Source organism: Bacillus chungangensis (assembly GCF_030812995.1).
GTDB lineage: Bacteria > Bacillota > Bacilli > Bacillales > Bacillaceae_C > Bacillus_CF > Bacillus_CF chungangensis.
Genome location: NZ_JAUSTT010000002.1, coordinates 207013 through 225863, shown reverse-complemented (window position 1 = coordinate 225863; position 18851 = coordinate 207013). Strand labels below are relative to the sequence as shown.

At 39.8% G+C, this 18851-nt stretch carries 19 protein-coding genes and 1 pseudogene; all 20 read left to right on the top strand.

All coding sequences use genetic code 11. The features are described 5' to 3' along the window. Positions 1-146 precede the first annotated feature (146 nt). On the top strand, positions 147-1085 hold the full coding sequence (gene hemH, locus J2S08_RS02985) for a ferrochelatase (protein ID WP_307226520.1): 939 nt from the start codon (positions 147-149) through the stop codon (positions 1083-1085). A 156-nt stretch (positions 1086-1241) separates the two neighbouring features. Further along, entirely contained in the window at positions 1242-2648 is a 1407-nt protein-coding gene (hemY, locus tag J2S08_RS02980) for a protoporphyrinogen oxidase (RefSeq protein WP_307226518.1), read from the top strand. A gap of 348 nt (positions 2649-2996) precedes the next feature. Then, positions 2997-3413 (top strand): DnaJ family domain-containing protein, encoded by a 417-nt coding sequence (locus J2S08_RS02975; protein WP_307226515.1) that lies wholly within the window; start codon positions 2997-2999, stop codon positions 3411-3413. Positions 3414-3777: 364 nt separating this feature from the next. After that, positions 3778-3987, top strand: a pseudogene (locus J2S08_RS02970) (MFS transporter); the annotation flags it as partial. A gap of 318 nt (positions 3988-4305) precedes the next feature. Continuing rightward, on the top strand, positions 4306-4878 hold the full coding sequence (locus J2S08_RS02965; protein WP_307226514.1) for a TetR/AcrR family transcriptional regulator: 573 nt from the start codon (positions 4306-4308) through the stop codon (positions 4876-4878). 74 nt (positions 4879-4952) lie between these two features. Further along, a complete protein-coding gene (locus tag J2S08_RS02960; RefSeq protein ID WP_307226512.1) occupies positions 4953-7199 on the top strand; it encodes a YhgE/Pip domain-containing protein in 2247 nt (748 codons plus the stop codon). A 546-nt stretch (positions 7200-7745) separates the two neighbouring features. Further along, positions 7746-8708 (top strand): 1,2-phenylacetyl-CoA epoxidase subunit PaaA, encoded by a 963-nt coding sequence (paaA, locus tag J2S08_RS02955; RefSeq protein WP_307226510.1) that lies wholly within the window; start codon positions 7746-7748, stop codon positions 8706-8708. 110 nt (positions 8709-8818) lie between these two features. Beyond that, positions 8819-9184 carry a 1,2-phenylacetyl-CoA epoxidase subunit PaaB gene (paaB, locus tag J2S08_RS02950; RefSeq protein ID WP_307226508.1) on the top strand — a complete coding sequence of 122 codons (366 nt, stop codon included), beginning with the start codon at positions 8819-8821 and terminating at the stop codon, positions 9182-9184. Next, positions 9174-9995, top strand: a complete 822-nt coding sequence (paaC, locus tag J2S08_RS02945; protein WP_307226506.1) for a 1,2-phenylacetyl-CoA epoxidase subunit PaaC — start codon at positions 9174-9176, stop codon at positions 9993-9995. The genes paaB and paaC overlap by 11 nt, the downstream gene beginning before the upstream one ends. A 31-nt stretch (positions 9996-10026) precedes the next feature. Next, positions 10027-10539: a 1,2-phenylacetyl-CoA epoxidase subunit PaaD gene (gene paaD / locus J2S08_RS02940; protein WP_307226504.1), complete on the top strand. Its 513-nt coding sequence runs from the start codon at positions 10027-10029 to the stop codon at positions 10537-10539. Beyond that, entirely contained in the window at positions 10527-10832 is a 306-nt protein-coding gene (locus J2S08_RS02935) for an EthD family reductase (RefSeq protein WP_307226502.1), read from the top strand. Before paaD ends, J2S08_RS02935 begins: the two co-directional genes overlap by 13 nt. Continuing rightward, positions 10825-11601: an enoyl-CoA hydratase/isomerase family protein gene (locus tag J2S08_RS02930; RefSeq protein WP_307226500.1), complete on the top strand. Its 777-nt coding sequence runs from the start codon at positions 10825-10827 to the stop codon at positions 11599-11601. Before J2S08_RS02935 ends, J2S08_RS02930 begins: the two co-directional genes overlap by 8 nt. Positions 11602-11613: 12 nt before the next feature. Continuing rightward, positions 11614-12387 carry an enoyl-CoA hydratase-related protein gene (locus J2S08_RS02925; protein WP_307226498.1) on the top strand — a complete coding sequence of 258 codons (774 nt, stop codon included), beginning with the start codon at positions 11614-11616 and terminating at the stop codon, positions 12385-12387. 41 nt (positions 12388-12428) lie between these two features. After that, entirely contained in the window at positions 12429-13277 is an 849-nt protein-coding gene (locus tag J2S08_RS02920; protein ID WP_307226496.1) for a 3-hydroxyacyl-CoA dehydrogenase, read from the top strand. Positions 13278-13305: 28 nt separating this feature from the next. Beyond that, on the top strand, positions 13306-14268 hold the full coding sequence (locus J2S08_RS02915) for an NAD(P)H-dependent flavin oxidoreductase (RefSeq protein WP_307226494.1): 963 nt from the start codon (positions 13306-13308) through the stop codon (positions 14266-14268). 118 nt (positions 14269-14386) lie between these two features. Beyond that, positions 14387-15373, top strand: a complete 987-nt coding sequence (locus J2S08_RS02910; protein WP_307226492.1) for an ABC transporter substrate-binding protein — start codon at positions 14387-14389, stop codon at positions 15371-15373. A 14-nt stretch (positions 15374-15387) separates the two neighbouring features. Further along, a complete protein-coding gene (locus J2S08_RS02905) occupies positions 15388-16419 on the top strand; it encodes an ABC transporter permease (RefSeq protein WP_307226490.1) in 1032 nt (343 codons plus the stop codon). Next, positions 16397-17194: an ABC transporter ATP-binding protein gene (locus J2S08_RS02900; protein WP_307226592.1), complete on the top strand. Its 798-nt coding sequence runs from the start codon at positions 16397-16399 to the stop codon at positions 17192-17194. Before J2S08_RS02905 ends, J2S08_RS02900 begins: the two co-directional genes overlap by 23 nt. A gap of 23 nt (positions 17195-17217) precedes the next feature. After that, complete coding sequence (locus tag J2S08_RS02895; RefSeq protein ID WP_307226488.1) at positions 17218-17610, top strand: thioesterase family protein; 393 nt, start codon at positions 17218-17220, stop codon at positions 17608-17610. 124 nt (positions 17611-17734) lie between these two features. Further along, positions 17735-18844 carry a Glu/Leu/Phe/Val dehydrogenase dimerization domain-containing protein gene (locus tag J2S08_RS02890; protein WP_307226487.1) on the top strand — a complete coding sequence of 370 codons (1110 nt, stop codon included), beginning with the start codon at positions 17735-17737 and terminating at the stop codon, positions 18842-18844. Positions 18845-18851 lie beyond the last annotated feature (7 nt).

Below are 18851 nucleotides of genomic sequence, written 5' to 3'. Positions count from 1 at the left end.
GGAATAAAAAATGACGTTTCACATTAGTCTCTTTAAGAACTTTAATGGAATTTTTCCACGTAGATGTGAGATTCTGCTTCTTTCATTAGAGGGAAAGCACCATTAATAAGATAAAAACGAGTTTTAAAAGAAAAGGTGGTAAAAAAATGGCGGGCAAGAAGATGGGACTCTTAGTGATGGCTTATGGAACACCGTATAGTGAAGACGACATTGAACGATACTACACACATATTAGACATGGGAGAAAGCCAACATCAGAAATGCTTGTAGATTTGCGCAATCGCTACCGAGCAATTGGCGGTATTTCTCCGCTGGCAAAAATCACAGAAGAACAGGCTTTTGGATTGGAACAGCAATTAAATGCGATGCAAGATGAGATTGAATTCAAAGCTTATATTGGCTTGAAGCATATTGAGCCTTTTATTGAGGATGCAGTAGAGAAAATGTATGAAGACGGCATAGAAGAAGCGGTTACGTTCGTCTTGGCGCCTCATTTTTCCACCTTCAGCATCCAATCTTATAACAATCGAGCGAAAGCTGCTGCTGAAAAGCTTGGCGGACCTAATCTTACATCTATTGAGAGCTGGTATGATGAACCAAAATTTATCGATTATTGGGTAGAAAATGTAAAAACTACTTATGCAACAATGAGTCAAGAAGAACGTGATGCTGCTTGTCTTATCGTTTCTGCACACAGTTTGCCAGAAAAAATTATTGCTGCAGGAGACCCTTATCCTGATCAATTAAAGGAAACAGCGGAATTGATTGCACGTGGTGCAGGTATTCGTGATTTTGCGATAGGATGGCAAAGTGAAGGCAACACCCCTGAACCTTGGCTTGGCCCTGATGTGCAAGACTTAACTAGAACGCTGCATAAAGAGAAAGGATACAAGGCTTTTGTGTACATACCAGTGGGGTTTGTTGCAGAACATTTGGAAGTTCTCTATGATAATGACTATGAATGTAAAGTAGTTACAGAAGAAATTGGTGCAAGCTATTATCGTCCAGCAATGCCAAATGCGCAAAAGCCATTTTTAGATGCAATGGCGACAGTTGTCTTAAAACATTTGGAGCTATTGGATTAAAAGGGGAGACAACTGCCCTTGTTGCTTGGCGGAAAGGCTCTGCTATCGAATAGATTAGGACAATCCTATATCTGCTTGTGTCTCTTCTACTCCTTTTTACATAGATAAAAACAATCAATAGATGGGAAAATTTAGCGAGAAGAAGGCGATGAAACCGTGACAATAGAGAAGCGCGATGTTGTCATTATTGGTGGTGGAATCACAGGACTAACGGCAGCTTATTACCTACAACAAGAAGCAGAGAAAAGAAATCTGCCGATCAATGTGAAACTAATTGAAGCAACGATCCGCTTAGGAGGAAAAATTCAAACTGTTTTCCAGGATGGATTCACAATTGAAAAAGGTCCTGATTCTTTCCTGGCACAAAATAAAAGTGCAGTTCGACTTATTTCCTCTCTAGGCCTGGAGAAGGAGCTTGTCCATAGTGCAACAGGAACATCATATGTGCTTGTAAATAATAAGCTTTATTCGATACCTGAAGGGACTTTAATGGGGGTTCCTACGACAATAAAACCGTTTATTACATCTGATCTATTATCTGTTCCTGGAAAAATAAGGGCGGCTGCCGATTTCATTCTCCCACGATCTAAGGTAAAGGGAGATCAGTCGGTGGGCTATTTCTTTCGTCGCCGTTTAGGGGATGAAGTGGTAGATAATTTAATAGATCCGCTATTATCAGGGGTACATACGGGTGATATTGATCAATTGAGCTTAAAATCTACTTTTCCTCATTTTTTGGAAATGGAACAACAGTATCGCAGTTTAATAGCTGGGATGAAAAAGACAGCTCCAGTATCGATAAATCAGAATAAAAAAGGGATGTTTTTGACTTTGAAAAGCGGTCTGCAATCGATTGTAGATACGCTTGAAGACGGTTTTTTGCCAAATACAGTGTTAAAGGGAGTACGTGTTGAGCTAATTGAAAAAAGGGAGAAAAAATATCAAGTCGTTTTAAATAATGGGGCAGTACTGTATGCTGACAGCATCATCACATGTGTATCTCATCAAATGCTACCATCGCTCTTCCCTACATATAATTTCTTTACTCCATTTAAACATATTCCATTGACTTCAGTTGCTACTGTTGTGATGGCATTTCCAGAAAATGCGATCCGAAAAAATATTGAAGGAACGGACTTTTTTGTTTCTCGAAACGGTGATTATACGATTACCGCTTGTACATGGACACATAAAAAATGGCCGCATACAACGCCTAAAGGCAAGGTCCTCTTGCGGTGCTACGTAGGCCGTACAAATAATGAAGCGATTGTCGATTTGTCAGACGAAGAAATTGAACAAATTGTGTTGGAAGATTTAAATAAGATTATCGACATTGGCTCAAATCCGGCTTTTACAATAGTTACTCGCTGGAAAGATGCGATGCCGCAATATAGTGTCGGCCATAAAGATCGAGTTGATCAGCTGAAAAACGATGTAAACACAGCTCTTCCCGGTGTTTTTGTTACGGGTAGCTCTTTTGAAGGCATTGGCATTCCTGATTGTATAGAACAAGGAGAAAAAGTAGTTCAACAAGTTCTGCAATATTTAAACATTAGTGAGTGAGAGGTGAGCGAGTTGCTTGCTTCTCACTTAATAGAGGTTAATAAAGACAGAAAGTTTCAACAATACATCGAACTGGATAAAAACCTATCTCAATAAAGTTTCACTTTATCTATATTTAAATGAAAATAAACTCCGAAAAGTAGGTGTAATAAACTGGGGTTAACAGTTACATAACCTTCTAATGAAATGCCCAATTTGTTTAATCTAAAAAAGAAGTTATCATATATGAAAAAGAAAAAAGCAGTAGCAATAAAGACAAACGTTCATGGTATGTCTTTCAGCTGTTGATTTTTCAGCTTGTTCACTTAGTTAAAAGGAATTCATATAAATATCATCATAATAAAGCGAATGAAAAAAATTCAAATTGGAGGAATTGAATTGAGCAACAAGAACAATGATCACGTTGATTTGATGGCTCAAATCTATCAAGATTTTGAAAAAAATGAAGATATGAAAAGTAATCCGGGTTTTGGGAAGCCGCTGCCGAAAAATCTATTTAAAGGAGATGTTTATCAGAATTTTTTAAATACGGCGAAAAATGCCGGTTATTTACCTCCCTGGATTAAGGAACAAAAGGAAATTAAAGAGAAATTATCTGCATTGTTGCCATTCATAGAAGAAAATTCAGCAGAAGCAAAAATTGCTAACATGATTGCAGAAATCAACGAAAAGATCAAAAAATATAATAAAATGTGCCCTCCTCAGATGCAGCGAGGAATGATCAATGCTGATAATGTTAGAAAGCAATATGAACTTTGGCATTGATAATTCCAAAGGTTTTTTTATCCCACATCTAACTGGCGTGTCAAGACCCCTACCTTGGGGAGTAGAGGAATCAGAAGCGCAGTCAAATGTCCGATTGATTCGGCCGACAGGATAAGGAAAGCTTCTTGAATCAGCATCGCACGAAGAAAAAGAACTCTCCTTTTTCGAGGATTCGGTCACAAAGGCGTTGCAACAGGGACAAGAAAAGCTTCGGCAGTGACACATTGCACGAAGAACAAAGTGGTTTTCTTTTTCGAGGACGTTGCGAGATTAGCCTTTGTTCTATTTTTTTATGAGTAGGGGATTGAGAGAAAACCCCCACTCATGGAAGGTTCACTTTATCTTGATAACTGAGGGTGATTAGTTGAGAAAGTGGAAGAATCCAAGTTTGCTCATTTTAGGAATTGGTGTTTCTAATTTTGGAAATTGGATTTACCTTGTAGCTTTAAATTTGCTTATTTTAGAACGTACCGGTTCACCAGCAGCCGTTGCTGGACTCTATGTTATTCGACCGATTGCAACCATTTTTACAAATATTTGGGCTGGCAGCTTTATTGATAGATTAAATAAGCGCCTTTCAACCTTCTAAAAAAGCCGTTTATGAAACAAAAGAAGCGGCAACAATGAATTGAAATACCCTTCAGGAAAAGTGTTGAGTCCAAGCAGATTTGCTTCAGCTTGAATCTGGCACTTTTTTCATTTTAGGAAACGTTTCCATTTGCATAGCAGCAATAAAACGTTGATATATATGCTTTTATCCCTTCGCAAATACTTAAAAAATAAATTTGAAAAATCCTTGCCATCTTTTATGAGCTATGTTATATTCTTAAACATAGACAAAATGACTGAAACATTCAATTGGTCATTCGGTCAATTGAAGGAGGTGAAAGGATTGGCAATTGATCGCAAGCAGCTCATCATTGCTGCGGCTACCAAATCATTTTCTTTATTTGGTTATAAAGCAACGACAATGGATCAAGTAGCTAAGCTAGCGAATGTTGGAAAAGGTACAATATATACTTTTTTCAAGAATAAGGAAGAATTATTCGAAGAGATTGTTTCAACAGTCATTAAAGAAATGAAAGCAGCAGCTGAAGAAACAAAAGATGATGAACGATCCTTTTACGAAAATGCTCATCAAGCACTCTACAGAATTTTAGAATTTCGTAAGGAGCATCAATTAGCAATAAAGCTGTTTCAAGAAAAACGTGAATTGGGAACGCCAGAAGTTCTCGAAGTGACAAAGCGGGTAGAGCAAGCCATTGTCGATTATATTAAAGAAAAGATTCACGTAGCAATTGAAAAAGGGGAAATCAAACAATGCGACCCTGAACTTACTGCTTTTATTATGCTGAAGCTCTATATCTCATTAATTTTTGATTGGGAACAAGATCGGAAGCCATTAGATAAAGATGAAATTGCCGAGTTATTTGAACTATACTTATTTAAAGGATTGTCTAATTGATGATCCAACTCTTTTTTACAATGAAATGACTAAATGAACAGATTGGTCAATGTATATAGGAGGGAGATGAAAAAATGAAGAAATCGCTTTTTATAGCGGAATGGAAAGAGATTTTCCGAGATCGGAAAGTATTGATTCCGATTATTGCGGTTATTTTTATTCCGATTCTTTACAGCGGCATGTTCTTATGGGCGTTTTGGGATCCATATGAACATTTAGAAGATATGCCTGTTGCCATTGTCAATAATGATAAAGGCGCTGAATTTGAAGGAAAAGATTTGACTTTAGGGAAAGAACTTGTTGACAAGCTGAAGGAAAATAATGAATTCGATTTTCACTTTGTCAATAAAGAAGAAGGCTATCGTGATCTTGAAAAGCAAAAATACTACATTTTAGTAGAAATTCCTGAAAATTTCTCAGAAAACGCAACTACTTTAATGGATGATCAACCTAAAAAATTGGAACTTCATTATGTTCCAAATGAAAGCTTTAACTTTCTATCTGCACAAATTGGAGAAACAGCTGTAAAGGAAATTAAAGCAGCGATTTCTAAAGAAGTAACAGCTACATATGCTGAGACAATTTTTGATAGTATTACTGAAATGGCCGATGGATTTGATAAAGCTAGTGATGGTGCTGGCGAATTAAATGATGGTGCAATAAAACTAAAAGATGGTTCTGAAACATTAAAAGAAAATTTAGAACTATTAGCTGAAAAGTCAATTGACTTTAAAGATGGTGTGACAAAAGCACAATCAGGAACAAAAGAGTTGGCAGAGGGAACAAACACGCTTGCAAGCGGCTTAAATCAATTGGCTTCTGGCCATGATCAGCTTGTAAAAGGTGCTAACGATGCAGGTGCTGGAGCAAATCAACTTGTATCTGGAGCAGGGCAAATCAATGCTGGTTTAGGTGAAGCAAATGCAGCAGCTGGGCAAGTCATTGCCGGTACAGAACAAATTCAGGCTGGCGCCAACACATTATCGCAAAAAATGGGTGAACTGCAAGGCGGAGCTGGAAATATCGCTGCTGGAGCAAATCAAGTTCATGCAGGGATTCAGCAATTACAAGCAGAGCTATCAAAATTTAATGCATCCATTGAGCAGCTACCGCTGCCGGAAGAAGTAAAACAACAATTGGCCGGTCAGTTTGCATCATTAACACCAGAGATAACTAAATTAGAAAAAGGCAGCGAACAAGTTGCTAATGGCACGAAGCAGCTTCAGCAATCTTCTGGTGAACTGCAGAAGGGTGCACAAACATTATCTGGAAGTATCGGCGAATTAGCAAATGGCCAGCAGCAATTGAAAGCAGGCTTGAATGAACTTTATGCCGGTTCATCAGCTCTTCATGAAGGTACACAAGAATTGGCAAAAGGCCATCAAACATTACTGGCTGGTATGAATGTTTTTCATGAGAAGTTAAATGAAGCTAACTCAGGGGCAAATAAGTTATCGGATGGTGCTACTCAATTGTTGAGTGGAATGGGAGAGCTTTCTGAAGGTTCTCTAAAAATTAGCGATGGCACCCATCAGTTAGCTGATGGCTCGAAGGAGCTAGCAGACGGTACAGATAAATTAGAAGATGGAACGAAAGAATTAAAAGATAAGCTTTTTGAAGCCGCAGATAAAGCTGGCGATGTACAAACAAATGACGAAACATATGATATGATGGGAGAACCTGTAGAGGTTGAGAGTAAACCAATCAACAAAGTGCCAAACTATGGTACTGGATTTGCACCATACTTTTTATCATTAGGTTTATTCGTAGGTGCGCTCTTGTTATCGATTGTTTATCATTTGCGTGAACCTGTTGAACGTCCAAAAAACGGTTTTACATGGTTTATGAGCAAATTTGGCGTTATCGCAGTTGTTGGGCTGATTCAGTCGTTCTTAGCAGTGGTGATTATGCTGTTCGGCTTAGGAATTGAAGTCCAAAGTGTTCCATTGTTTATCTTAACAACAGTAGTTACAAGCTTTACATTTGTGACATTAATTCAATTCCTTGTGACGTTGTTTGCTGATCCAGGCCGCTTTATAGCGATTATTCTGTTAATCTTGCAATTAACAACAAGCGCAGGGACATTCCCACTAGAATTAATTCCAAAAGTATTGCAGCCATTAAATCTAGCATTACCGATGACATATTCGGTGCAAGCTTATAAAGCAGTCATCTCCAGTGGAGACTACAGCGTATTATGGAATAACCTAGGAATTCTTATGATCTTTATCATTAGCTTTATGGTATTGACATTAGGCTACTTTATTTCCAGACATAAACGCCAATTTTATATCCAAGGAGAAGAAGCAACAGCTAATTAAGAAGAGAAGGTGGTGGCTCAAGTCGCTAAAGCGATTTTGAGTCGCCCCTTTTTTTTGATCATTTTTTCAACATATTTTGCTTAGGACCATAAACCATTTGTCGCTTTATTATTGATGCTTTTGATTTCTATTAATCGGTGAGCTTGTATCAACGAAAACGAAGGCTTTCGTACACTTTATAAAGCTTATCTTATATGATTAACTTCACTCTTTTTGAGTTGCAGTTTTTCGTTTGCAAGGGCAATTATACCGAAGTTTGTCATGATTAAAGAAACAGCGTCATACTATTTTAGTAGTTCAACATTTTTAACGCGAGAGGCTTTATTCGGCTGTTTGAGAAAATCACCCCTTCTGTCATTCTATTTAAACAACAAAAAAAGGAAGCGTTTTCAATGGTTTTAGTTGCCCATCATTTATATACGATAAAGCGGAACTTTAAGATACTAGCTCTGCTTAAAAGTGTTTACTGGCGACTATAAGTCTTTATCGCGTTCGTTAATAGTATTGTAATGACTTGTGCAAGAGGGATATTGAAAGGGGATTGGCATGGCTTTTCAAGGATGGGATTCATTATCAGAAGAAGACAAGCTCGCTGCTTTTATGGAGCGGATTCAGCAAGGTGAAAAAATCGAAGCGGACGATTGGATGCCTGATGATTACAGAGTGGCGCTTATTAAGCTTATTTCCATGCATGGCATTAGTGAGATTATGGGGGCGCTCCCAGAAAAGGAATGGGTCCCTAAAGCACCGTCACTAAGAAGGAAATTGGCAATTATGGCAAAGGTGCAGGATGAAATGGGGCATGGACAGCTGCTTCTCCGGGTGACGGAAGATTTATTAAAACCGTTCGGAAAAACGCGGGATGATTTAATGGCTGATCTTTTTACTGGAAAATTAAAGTTTCATAATGTTTTTCATATGGAGGCGCCAACTTGGGCTGATGCAGGGATGATTGCTTGGCTCGTAGATGGGGCTGCTATTATGACACAAACGAATATGCTTAAAGGCTCTTATGGCCCGTATGCTAGAGCATTGCAGCGTATTTGTGCCGAGGAAGTTTTTCATGCACAGCATGGGGAAGCAATTGTAATAGCTTTGGCAGAAGGGACGGCTGAACAACGAGACATGCTCCAGGCTGCTTTAAATCGCTGGTGGGAGCCGCTGCTCATGTTTTTTGGGCCAAAAAGTGCAAATACAACCGGTTCCTCTAAGCAGGACATCACGATAAAATATAAAATTCGGACAAAAACAAATGAAGAACTCAGACAAGATTTCTTTGCTAAATATGTTCCACGAATCAAAGCATTAGGCTTAACGCTTCCAGATGAAACGATGTTTGTAGACAAAGCAACTGGCCAATGGGTATATCGGCAGCCAGATTGGAAGCTGTTTAAAAAAATCATTGCCAATCATGGCCCTAAATCGAAAGATCGCTTGCGACTGCGAAAGCTTGCATTTGAGGATCATCGCTGGGTAAGAGAAGCACTTAGTGTTAAAAAAACTGGATAGGAACGATTATTTCTGTAGATTGGAGTGCTGCACCTTCATATTGGTTAACCATAACATTCAATGCTAATCAACGGTACATCGACAAATACAAGAAAGGAGTAGGCAGAGCTTTGCAAAATCAACGAGCTTCAACTGAATCCTTTTATGAAGTTTTTGAAGTTTTTAGTAAAAAGACAGATCTTGCTCATTTTCAGCACCAATTTAGTTTACTAGCACCAAATCATGAAATTGCCATTGTAATGGCGCAAGAAAATTTTTTGCGTCGTGAGTCTGCTGTAGATCTTTGGGTTGTAAAGCGTTCTGATATTAGCATGCTTCAGCCGGCAGAAAGGGCTTCTTTACAGCGATTAAATAATAAAGATTATCGCATGACAAAAGGCTACGGATATTTGCGAAAAAAATGGCGGCATTATGAGCAGCAAATGCTGGATGAGAAAGAAATATTATCATGGGGGGAAAAACAGCGTGACAAGTAAGAGCTCTCCAGAGAAAGTCCAATTAATAGAGGATAAGCAGGCGTTAATAGAATTGCTCTATCAATTAGCAGATGATGACTTCGTTTTAGCCTTTCGCGGCTCAGAATGGTTAGGCCTTGCCCCGCATATTGAAGAAGACATCGCCTTTTCATCTATTAATCAAGATACGATGGGTCATGCAGTATTGTACTATGAGCTGTTAGAAACATTAGGAGAAGGTAAGGCAAATGTAATAGCCCATGAACGGCCTGCTTCTGAAAGAAGGAATGCAGTGCTGCTAGAGCTTGCAAATGGAACAGGAACATACCTAGAAGAACCGCGATTTGATTGGGCTTTTGCTGTAGTGCGCCACTATTTCTATAGTGTTTATAAGCAAGAAAAACTTCATGTTCTTGAAAAGTCCTCGTTTGAGCCTTTGGCACAACTTGCAGCAAACATCCAAGTGGAGCTTCATTATCATGTGATGCATTGGAAGGTTTGGTTTCAACAGCTATGTCTTAGCGGCGGCGAAGCAAGGAAAAGAATGGAAGCAGCGATTAAACAGGTATGGGGAGAATTTGCAGGTGTCCTTTCATTTGGGCCAATAGGAGACAGAATGGTAAAAAGTCAATTGCTAGAAGCGGAGTCAGCATTCCATACTCGTTTTATCGTGGAAATGAAAAAGATTTTTTCTAAAGTAAATGTTCCTTATCCAGGTGATCCTCAAATGAACAGCGGCGATGGTCGCAAAGGAGAGCATACGGGCGATTTAAAAGCAGCACTTGCGACGCTTAGTGAAGTATATGATTTAGATCCGCACACTGTATGGTAAAAGCAGGCATTACATGTAAAGGGTGACGTATATGGATGTCGAACGGAAAAAAACAAAGATTTTTGAACGATTGCAAACTGTAAAAGATCCTGAAATTCCGGTGATAAGTGTTGTCGAGCTTGGCATGATTGAGGATATAGTCATGCATGATGATTGTATTTTAATTAAAGTACTGCCGACATTTTTAGGTTGTCCTGCAATAGATATGATCAAAGATAATCTGATACAAGCTGTGGAAGCAATGGGAGATCGAGCGGAAGTTGAATTCATTTATGCTCCGCCTTGGACTTCTGACCGCATTACAAAAGAAGGGAGAGAAAAGTTAAAAAAATTTGGCATTGCACCTCCCCCTGCTCCTCCATTTAGACAAGGACAGTGGACAGTTGCTTGCCCTTATTGTGAGTCTCTTCATACAGTATTGGAAAATGTGTTTGGACCTGCTGCTTGCCGCAGCATGCTTTATTGTAAAGCTTGTAAAAATCCATTTGAGGCGATGAAGCCAATTTTTCAAAAAGAAAGGGAGTATCATTCATGTTCAAAATGATTGCACTATTTAAACAACCGGAAAATCCGAAAGCGTTTGATGAGCATTATTTTCAAACCCATCTTCCATTGACAGCAAAAATTCCAGGGCTCAAGGAAATAAGAGTAACGAAAATGACTGGCGCCCCAAGAGGAGAAAGTCCATATTATCTCATGTGTGAAATGATGTATGAAAGTGAAGCAGCATTTCAAAAAGCGGCGAAAACTCCGGAATCAAAAGCATCAGGTAAAGACGTCATGACTTTTGCTGGGAATATTGTTTCATTTATGTTTGGTGAGGAGACGAATGACTGAGTTTACTTATCTTCAAGTAGCAAAAGACGAACAAATTGGGATGGTGAAGCTTAATAGACCACATGTTTTAAATGCTTTAAATCGAGAAATGGTTCGTGAAATCATCGCTGCCTTAGAACAATTGGACCGCGATGATGAGATTCGGATAATGATGATCAGCGGCAATGGCCGTGCGTTTGCCGCTGGCGCAGACATAGAAGAGATGGCATATGATCATGCCATTCAAATGGAGCTAATGAATCAATTTGCTGATTGGGATCGGCTCTTTTTATTAAAAAAGCCATTGATCGGGGCTGTTCATGGATTTGTACTTGGGGGAGGGTTTGAATTGGCGTTGGCATGTGATGTGTTATTTGCAGCGGAGGGAACACAATTCGGCTTTCCTGAAGTAAATCTAGGTGTTATGCCAGGAGCTGGCGGCACGCAGTTGTTGACAAAGCAAATGGGAAAGAAGAAAGCACTTGAGTGGCTTTTCTCTGGTGCGATGATGAGTGCGAAGGAAGCAAAAGCAGGTGGTTTTCTTAATCGGGTGATCGCTCCAGAATTATTAATGGAAGAAGCATACAACTTTGCAAAAACAATTGCCCAAAAGCCGCCGCTCTCTATCCGCCTTATAAAAGAAGCGGTTAATAAAGCCGTCGACTATTCCTTATATGAAGGAATGCAATATGAACGGAAAAATTTCTATTTGCTCTTTGCTTCAGAGGATCAAAAAGAGGGCATGAAAGCATTTATAGAAAAGAGAACACCTCATTTTAAAGGATCTTGAGGGGGTTATCACATGTACAAAACGATATTATCTGATGTTCATCATCATGTCTTAACGATTACACTTAATCGTCCAGCTCAATTAAATGCTTTTACGGAACAAATGTTGGCCGAATTAACAGAAGCGTTAAAAAGTGCTGCCAAAAACGACGAAGTGCGTGCAATTGTCATTACTGGTGCAGGGCGAGCATTTTGCTCTGGCCAGGATCTCGACAGTGTTCATATTGGTGCTGATTATGGCTCCATTGTCAGAAATCAATATAACCCTATGATTCAACAGCTTTCCAATCTTGAAAAGCCAGTAATCGCTGCAGTAAATGGCGTTGCTGCCGGTGCTGGCTTTAGTTTGGCGCTTGCTTGTGATTTCCGTATTGTATCCGAAAAAGCGAGTTTTTTAGCAGCTTTCATCCATGTTGGTTTAGTCCCAGATACTGGTCTTCTTTATCATTTGCCAAGAATCGTAGGGCATGCGAAAGCATTGGAGCTTGCTATTCTCGGTGAAAAGCTGTCTGCAGTGAAGGCATTGGAGCTTGGGATAGCAACAAAGCTGTTTACAGAAGCAAACTGGGAGGAAGAAGCAGCACGATTTGCTGAAAATATTGCAAAAATGCCGACAAAAGCAATTGGTCTGATTAAACGTTATACAGTGCAAAGTTGGGAAGAAAGCCTATATGAAATGCTTGAAAAGGAAGCTTATGCCCAGCGAATTGCAGGACGGACAGAAGATCATCGTGAAGGCATCGCTGCTTTTTTAGAAAAAAGAAAGGCTTGTTTTCAAGGAAAATAGTGTGTTTGAATAATGGGCATTGGCAAAGGAGAGAAGTGCGTATGCCTCAGCAGCAAATAACGGTTATCGGTTCCGGTGTAATGGGAAGAGGAATTGCCTACGTTGCAGCACTGAATGGGTTTTTCGTAAAGCTTCATGATATTGATAAAGAAGCCTTACGAAAGGCACAGCAAGAAAATGACAGTTTGTTTAAAAAAGGGCTGCAGCGAGGCAAAATTTCAGAAGCTGAAAAGAAAAAAGCCGAAGATAGGCTCTTTTATGAAGCAAATCTTGAAAATGCGGTAAATGGTGCTGATCTTATAATAGAAGCTGTCCCGGAGCAAATAGAGATGAAACGCAACGTCTTTAGACAGCTGGACAAATTTGCTAAAAAAGACTGTGTATTGGCAACAAATACATCAACGATGAGCCCAACAGAAATTGGTTCTTTTACGAACCGGCCGCACGCAGTCGTTGCCATGCATTTTTTTAACCCTGTCCATCAAATGCAGCTCATAGAAATTGTAAAAGGTATGGAAACGAGTGAACAAACAGTAGCATTCGTCAAAAATGCTGCTGCTCGCATGGGGAAAGAGACAGTCATTATCAATGAATTTCCCGGCTTTGTAACGAGCAGATTGAGTGCATTAATTGGAAATGAAGCATTCTATATGCTGCAAGAAGGAATTGGCACGCCTGAAGATATTGATAAAGCTGTAAAGCTTGGCTTGCATTATCCGATGGGGCCATTTGAGCTCGCTGATTTAGTGGGGCTTGATACGAGATTGTACAATCTTCAATATTTGCACGAAAAGCTTGGCGAAAAATATCGGCCTGCCCCTTTGTTAGAAAAATATGTGAAAGCAGGAAGGCTTGGCCGCAAGACAGGTCGTGGTGTGTATGACTATTAACGAATGTTTTTAGGAAGGGGGAGAGTGAATGGAATTGGAAGCGATCCTTGGTATTCGAGTTCCGATCATTCAAGGGGGAATGGGGAATATTAGCAGCGCCCAGTTAACAGCAGCGGTTTCAGAAGCTGGCGGTTTAGGTACGATTGGTACTGGTACGATGAATCCTGAGCAAGTTGAAAGATTAATCAAAGAAACAAAGCAAAGAACAGATCAGCCTTTTGCGCTTAATATCCCAATCTCTGTAAATAGGTGGAGTGAAGAGATGCTTCGGATCGCTGTCCAATATAAGCTTAAAGCTGTTTCCTTATCAGCAGGCAATCCTGCTCCTTATATTTCTTATCTTCGGGACAATGGTGTAGTTGCTATGTGTGTTGTTAGTACTGTAAAGCATGCTTTAAAAGCAGCAGCTGCCGGAGCTCAAATTGTTATCGCTGAAGGAGTGGAAGCAGCTGGTATTCACTCTTCTTTTGAAACGACAACACTTGCGCTTATTCCCCAAGTAGTCGATGCAATCAAGCTGCCAGTCGTAGCTGCCGGCGGGATTGCTGATGGCAGAGGCATGCTGGCGATGTTTGCTTTAGGAGCAAAAGGAATACAAATGGGAACAAGATTCGTTGCCACTACAGATGCCCCCTTTTCCCCTCTTTATAAAAAAAGACTGTTAGAAGCGGATGACACAAGTACGATTGTAATTGGCCGTTCTCTTCAAAAAGGCAGGAGAGTACTAGCAGGCCCTTATACGAAATCGATTAAAGCACAAGAAGAGAGGTCAATAACGCCAGTGGAATTTCAGCAAGCAACGAATGAAGACCGTCACTTACTCGGAGCGTTGGAAGGAAATGAAGAGGAAGGTTATATGAATTGTGGGCAAATTGCTGGGTTAATTAATCGGGTTCTGACAGTGAGGGAGCTTATCGATTCGATGATGGAAGAGTGCGATATTCGTTTAAAAGAAATAACAGCTATCAGGAAGAGTAAGGAACAAGGTTGAAACGCCATAGAAAAGACTGAACTGTCTGAACTATTTCATTCCCTTTTTAACAAAAAGGGAATGAGTGGGGAGTGAAAAGGAAGCCATCTATATTTAGCTACCAAGAGGGGGAAAAAGAATGAAGTCAAGTTGGAAACGGTTGGCAATCGTTTTCTGTATGCTTTGGCTATTGGCAGCATGCGGCACAAAGCCAACACCATCTGCAGGGGATCAAGGAAAAGAAAAAGAGTATTCAATTGGCATCACACAAATAATGGAGCATCCAGCTTTAAATGCTGCCCAGTCAGGATTTAAAAAAGCATTGAAAGATGCAGGCTTGAACGTTAGCTACGATAGTCAAAACGCTCAAGGGGACAATAGCGCAAATACAAGTATTGCTAAAAATCTTGTGAGTGCCGATGTCGATCTAATTTTTGCAAATTCAACCCAAAGTGCTCAAGCTGCTCTAAGTGCAACGAGCGAGATTCCGATTATTTTCACATCTGTAACAGATCCAGTCGGTGCTGAATTAGTAAAGGATTTGGAAAAACCAGGGACAAATGCAACTGGAACGATGGATGCCCATCCCGAAGCGATTAATAAAACACTCACTTTTATGAAGGAAGAAATGGAAGTGACAATCATTGGAACAATCTACAACGTGGGAGAACAAAATTCTCGGGCACAAGTGAATAATGTCAAGCAGCTTGCTAGTGAACTTGGAATGGAATTGAAGGAAGCAGCAGTTGCAACGACAGCAGATGTAAAGCAAGCCGCAGAATCACTAGCAGATCAAGTAGATGCCTTCTATATAGTCACTGATAATACTGTCGTGGCCGCCATTGAAGCCGTTGTAACAGTTGCAAATCAAATGAAAAAACCTTTATTTACTGCTGATTTAGATTCATTGGACCGTGGTGCATTTGCGGCTTTTGGCTTCGATTATTTCGATATTGGCTATGAAGCAGGTGAAATGGCAGTCAAAGTTTTACATGAAGAGGCTGTTCCTGAAGCACTTGCTGTGCAGCCTCCACAAACATTGAAATTAAAAATGAACAAAGAGGCGGCTGCCACGATTGAAGTTGAGGTGAAGCCAGAGTGGAATGCCGAATTCGTTGATAAATGAGGAGATGATTCGACATGTTTACAGCTATTTTTGGCTCGGTAGAACAAGGAATCATCTACGCAATTATGGCATTGGGCGTCTATCTTTCTTTTCGCATCCTTGACTTTCCCGACTTAACAGTAGATGGCAGCTTTGTTACTGGGGCGGCAATTGCTTCCACCATGATTCTTTTTGGCTATCATCCGTTTGCAGCAACAGGCTTAGCGCTAGCAGTTGGTTTTGTTGTCGGCTCTATGACAGGTATTTTGCATACAAAGGGAAAAATCAATCCGCTATTATCAGGGATTTTGATGATGATTGCACTATATTCGATTAATTTACGGATTATGGGGTTTACTTCTGAAAATATTGTTGGCAGGTCAAATATACCTTTAATGAATGCTGAAACAGTAATGACAATATTTACAGATATATGGGAAAATATTGGGGCTGATTCTTTTTTTAATCAATTAGCAGCAAGTATCGGAATACAGCATCCTCCTAAAACATGGGGAATTCTTCTGTTTATAGCATTGATCACCCTTTTTATTAAGGTGATGACAGACCTTTTTTTACAGACAGAAATTGGTCTTGCTATAAGAGCAACAGGTGATAATAAACGAATGATTCGCAGTTTCTCAGCAAATACTGATTCACTTATTATTTTAGGGCTTGGCATTTCTAACGGATTGGTTGCTTTTTCAGGTGCATTAATCGCCCAATACGCACAATTCGCCGATGTTGGAATGGGAATTGGCATGATCATTATTGGCTTAGCTTCTGTCATTATCGGAGAAGCTATCTTTGGGACAAAAACGATATTTCGAACGACGCTTGCTGTCATTGGTGGTGCTATCATTTATCGGATTGTTCTAGGCTTAGCACTGAGAATAAAAGTGTTTGATACGGGAGATATGAAGTTCATTACAGCAGTTATCGTTATTTTCGCACTTATTACACCGAAAATAATGGAAAAGCAAAGAGAGAAACGCAGAAAACAACGCCATCATAAGAAACGTGTCATGCAGAAGGAGGATGGTCGTGTTGCTCCGTCTAGAACAGATTAGAAAGGTTTTTAATGAGGGGAGCTCCGATGAAAAAGTCGCTCTTAATGACATTAATCTTTCATTAGATACAGGAGATTTTGTAACAGTCATTGGAAGCAATGGGGCAGGGAAATCAACGCTCATGAACATGATTGCTGGTGTTCAGCTGCCAGACGTAGGAACAATTTCAATAAACGGAGAAAATGTAACACAGCAGCCGGAATATAAACGTTCTACTCTTATTGGGAGGGTATTTCAGGACCCAATGGCGGGGACAGCTCCAAGTATGACAATTGAAGAAAACTTGGCACTTGCCTATGCCCGCAATAAAAAACGTACGCTGCGAATGGGAGCAAGTAAAAAAAGAAGAGATTTTTTTAGACAGTCTTTAGCGGCTCTACATTTAGGATTAGAAGATCGTCTGCATGCGAAAGCAGGGCTTTTATCAGGCGGAGAACGGCAAGCACTTTCCTTGCTGATGGCTACTTTTACAGAGCCTTCGATTTTATTGCTTGATGAACATACAGCTGCTTTAGATCCATCAAGAGCTGCATTAATAACTACGTTGACAAAGGAAATGGTCGAAAGCAAACAGTTGACAACATTAATGGTAACACACAATATGCAGCAAGCGCTTAAGCTTGGCAACCGTCTGTTAATGATGGATAAAGGAAACATTATTTTTGAAGTAAAAGAAGCCGAGAAAAAGGAACTAACGATTGAAAAATTATTGGAGGCATTCCAAACAATAAAAGGAGAACAGCTAACAAACGATCGGGCACTATTAACCATATAGGAAATAGGGGGATAAAAAAAAGGATGAAACAAGGAATGGAAATTGGGCAAACAGCATCCTTTTCTTTTTATGTCACATCAGACATGTTTGCACAATTTGAAGGCGAGGTCGTGCATGAAGCATATGCTACTGTTTCCATGGTTTACCATATGGAATGGGCAGCAAGGCAACTAATCCTTCCTTATTTAGAGGAGCATGAAGAAGGTATTGGCGGTTCAGTCAAGGTAAGACACCTTGCCCCGACAACAAAGGGAACGAAAGTAACAGTTAAGGCAACATTGACAACATTAAAAGACAACATCGTTACAGCAAAAACAGAAGCATGGAACGAAAAAGGACTTATTGGCAGCGGCGAAGTTATTCAACTCATTTTACCAAAAAAACAAATAGCAGATAAAATCAATGCTTCTTTATAAATGGAGAGATCGGCTTATAACTGTTGCAATTCAGCTTATATAATGTGATCTCAATTAGTCATAGTTAAATTCAACGATTCTATTAGGTAAATAAATTGTTTGTTGATGAAAGGGGAACTACATTGTGGATTTTTTCGAAAAAATACAAGAGCATGAGCAAGTTGTTGTTTGCCACGATGAGGCGACAGGGCTAAAAGCGATTATTGCGATTCACCATACAGCGATGGGACCTGCTACTGGCGGATGCAGAATGTTTCCGTACAGCTCTTTTACGGAAGCATTGGAAGATGTATTGCGGCTTTCAAAAGGGATGACGTATAAATGTGCTGCTGCGGATGTAGACTTTGGCGGCGGAAAAGCAGTGATTATTGGTGATCCGAAAAAAGATAAGTCACCAGCGTTATTTCGTGCTTTTGGCCAATTTGTTGCTTCATTAGGGGGACGCTTTTATACAGGCACCGATATGGGGACGACGCCAGAAGATTTTGTTCATGCAATGAAAGAAACAAATTATATTGTGGGAGTGCCGGAAGAGTATGGGGGGAGTGGAGATTCATCTATTCCTACTGCTCAAGGCGTTATTTATGGAATGATGGCGACAAATTCGATATTGAATGGCTCCCAAAAGCTGGGGAATAGTTCTTTCGCTATTCAAGGAATAGGAAAAGTAGGTTTTAAAATTGCTGAGCTTTTATTAAGAGAGGGAGCACAACTCTATGTTGCAGATAAGAATGAAAGAGTCATTGATGCCATTCAATCAAGAGCGAAGGAAATCGGAAATGATTCGTTAAAGGTTATATCCGAACACGATATTTATCGCGTTCCTGTAGATATGTTCGTCCCATGTGCAATTGGCGGCATTATTCATCCAGAAACGATTAACCTTCTAAAAGCACGAGCAGTTATTGGTTCTGCTAATAATCAATTGCGCCATGACGATCATTGTTATGACTTGCAAAAGAAAAATATTCTTTATGCACCAGATTACATTGTGAATGCCGGCGGACTGATTCAAGTCTCGGATGAATTATATGGTGCAAATAAGGAGCGGGTGTTGCGAAAAACGAAGGCAATTTATCATACGCTCTTAGAAGTATACCGTGTATCAGAAAATGAAAATATTTCAACATTGGAAGCCGCCAACCGAACATGCGAAGAGAAAATCAACAAAAGTAAACAGCGCAATAGCTTTTTTTTAAGGGAGAAGCGGCCTAAATGGGTATTTAAGCATTGAATTCTTT

Coding starts and splice junctions, on each gene's coding strand:
- J2S08_RS02960 (WP_307226512.1), top strand. CDS start 4,953: ATGAAGAAATCGCTTTTTATAGCGGAATGGAAAGAGATTTTCCGAGAT.
- J2S08_RS02925 (WP_307226498.1), top strand. CDS start 11,614: ATGTACAAAACGATATTATCTGATGTTCATCATCATGTCTTAACGATT.
- J2S08_RS02915 (WP_307226494.1), top strand. CDS start 13,306: ATGGAATTGGAAGCGATCCTTGGTATTCGAGTTCCGATCATTCAAGGG.
- J2S08_RS02895 (WP_307226488.1), top strand. CDS start 17,218: ATGAAACAAGGAATGGAAATTGGGCAAACAGCATCCTTTTCTTTTTAT.
- J2S08_RS02935 (WP_307226502.1), top strand. CDS start 10,527: ATGTTCAAAATGATTGCACTATTTAAACAACCGGAAAATCCGAAAGCG.
- J2S08_RS02905 (WP_307226490.1), top strand. CDS start 15,388: ATGTTTACAGCTATTTTTGGCTCGGTAGAACAAGGAATCATCTACGCA.
- J2S08_RS02975 (WP_307226515.1), top strand. CDS start 2,997: ATGAAAAAAATTCAAATTGGAGGAATTGAATTGAGCAACAAGAACAAT.
- hemH (WP_307226520.1), top strand. CDS start 147: ATGGCGGGCAAGAAGATGGGACTCTTAGTGATGGCTTATGGAACACCG.
- J2S08_RS02910 (WP_307226492.1), top strand. CDS start 14,387: ATGAAGTCAAGTTGGAAACGGTTGGCAATCGTTTTCTGTATGCTTTGG.
- J2S08_RS02930 (WP_307226500.1), top strand. CDS start 10,825: ATGACTGAGTTTACTTATCTTCAAGTAGCAAAAGACGAACAAATTGGG.
- paaA (WP_307226510.1), top strand. CDS start 7,746: ATGGCTTTTCAAGGATGGGATTCATTATCAGAAGAAGACAAGCTCGCT.
- J2S08_RS02920 (WP_307226496.1), top strand. CDS start 12,429: ATGCCTCAGCAGCAAATAACGGTTATCGGTTCCGGTGTAATGGGAAGA.
- paaD (WP_307226504.1), top strand. CDS start 10,027: ATGGATGTCGAACGGAAAAAAACAAAGATTTTTGAACGATTGCAAACT.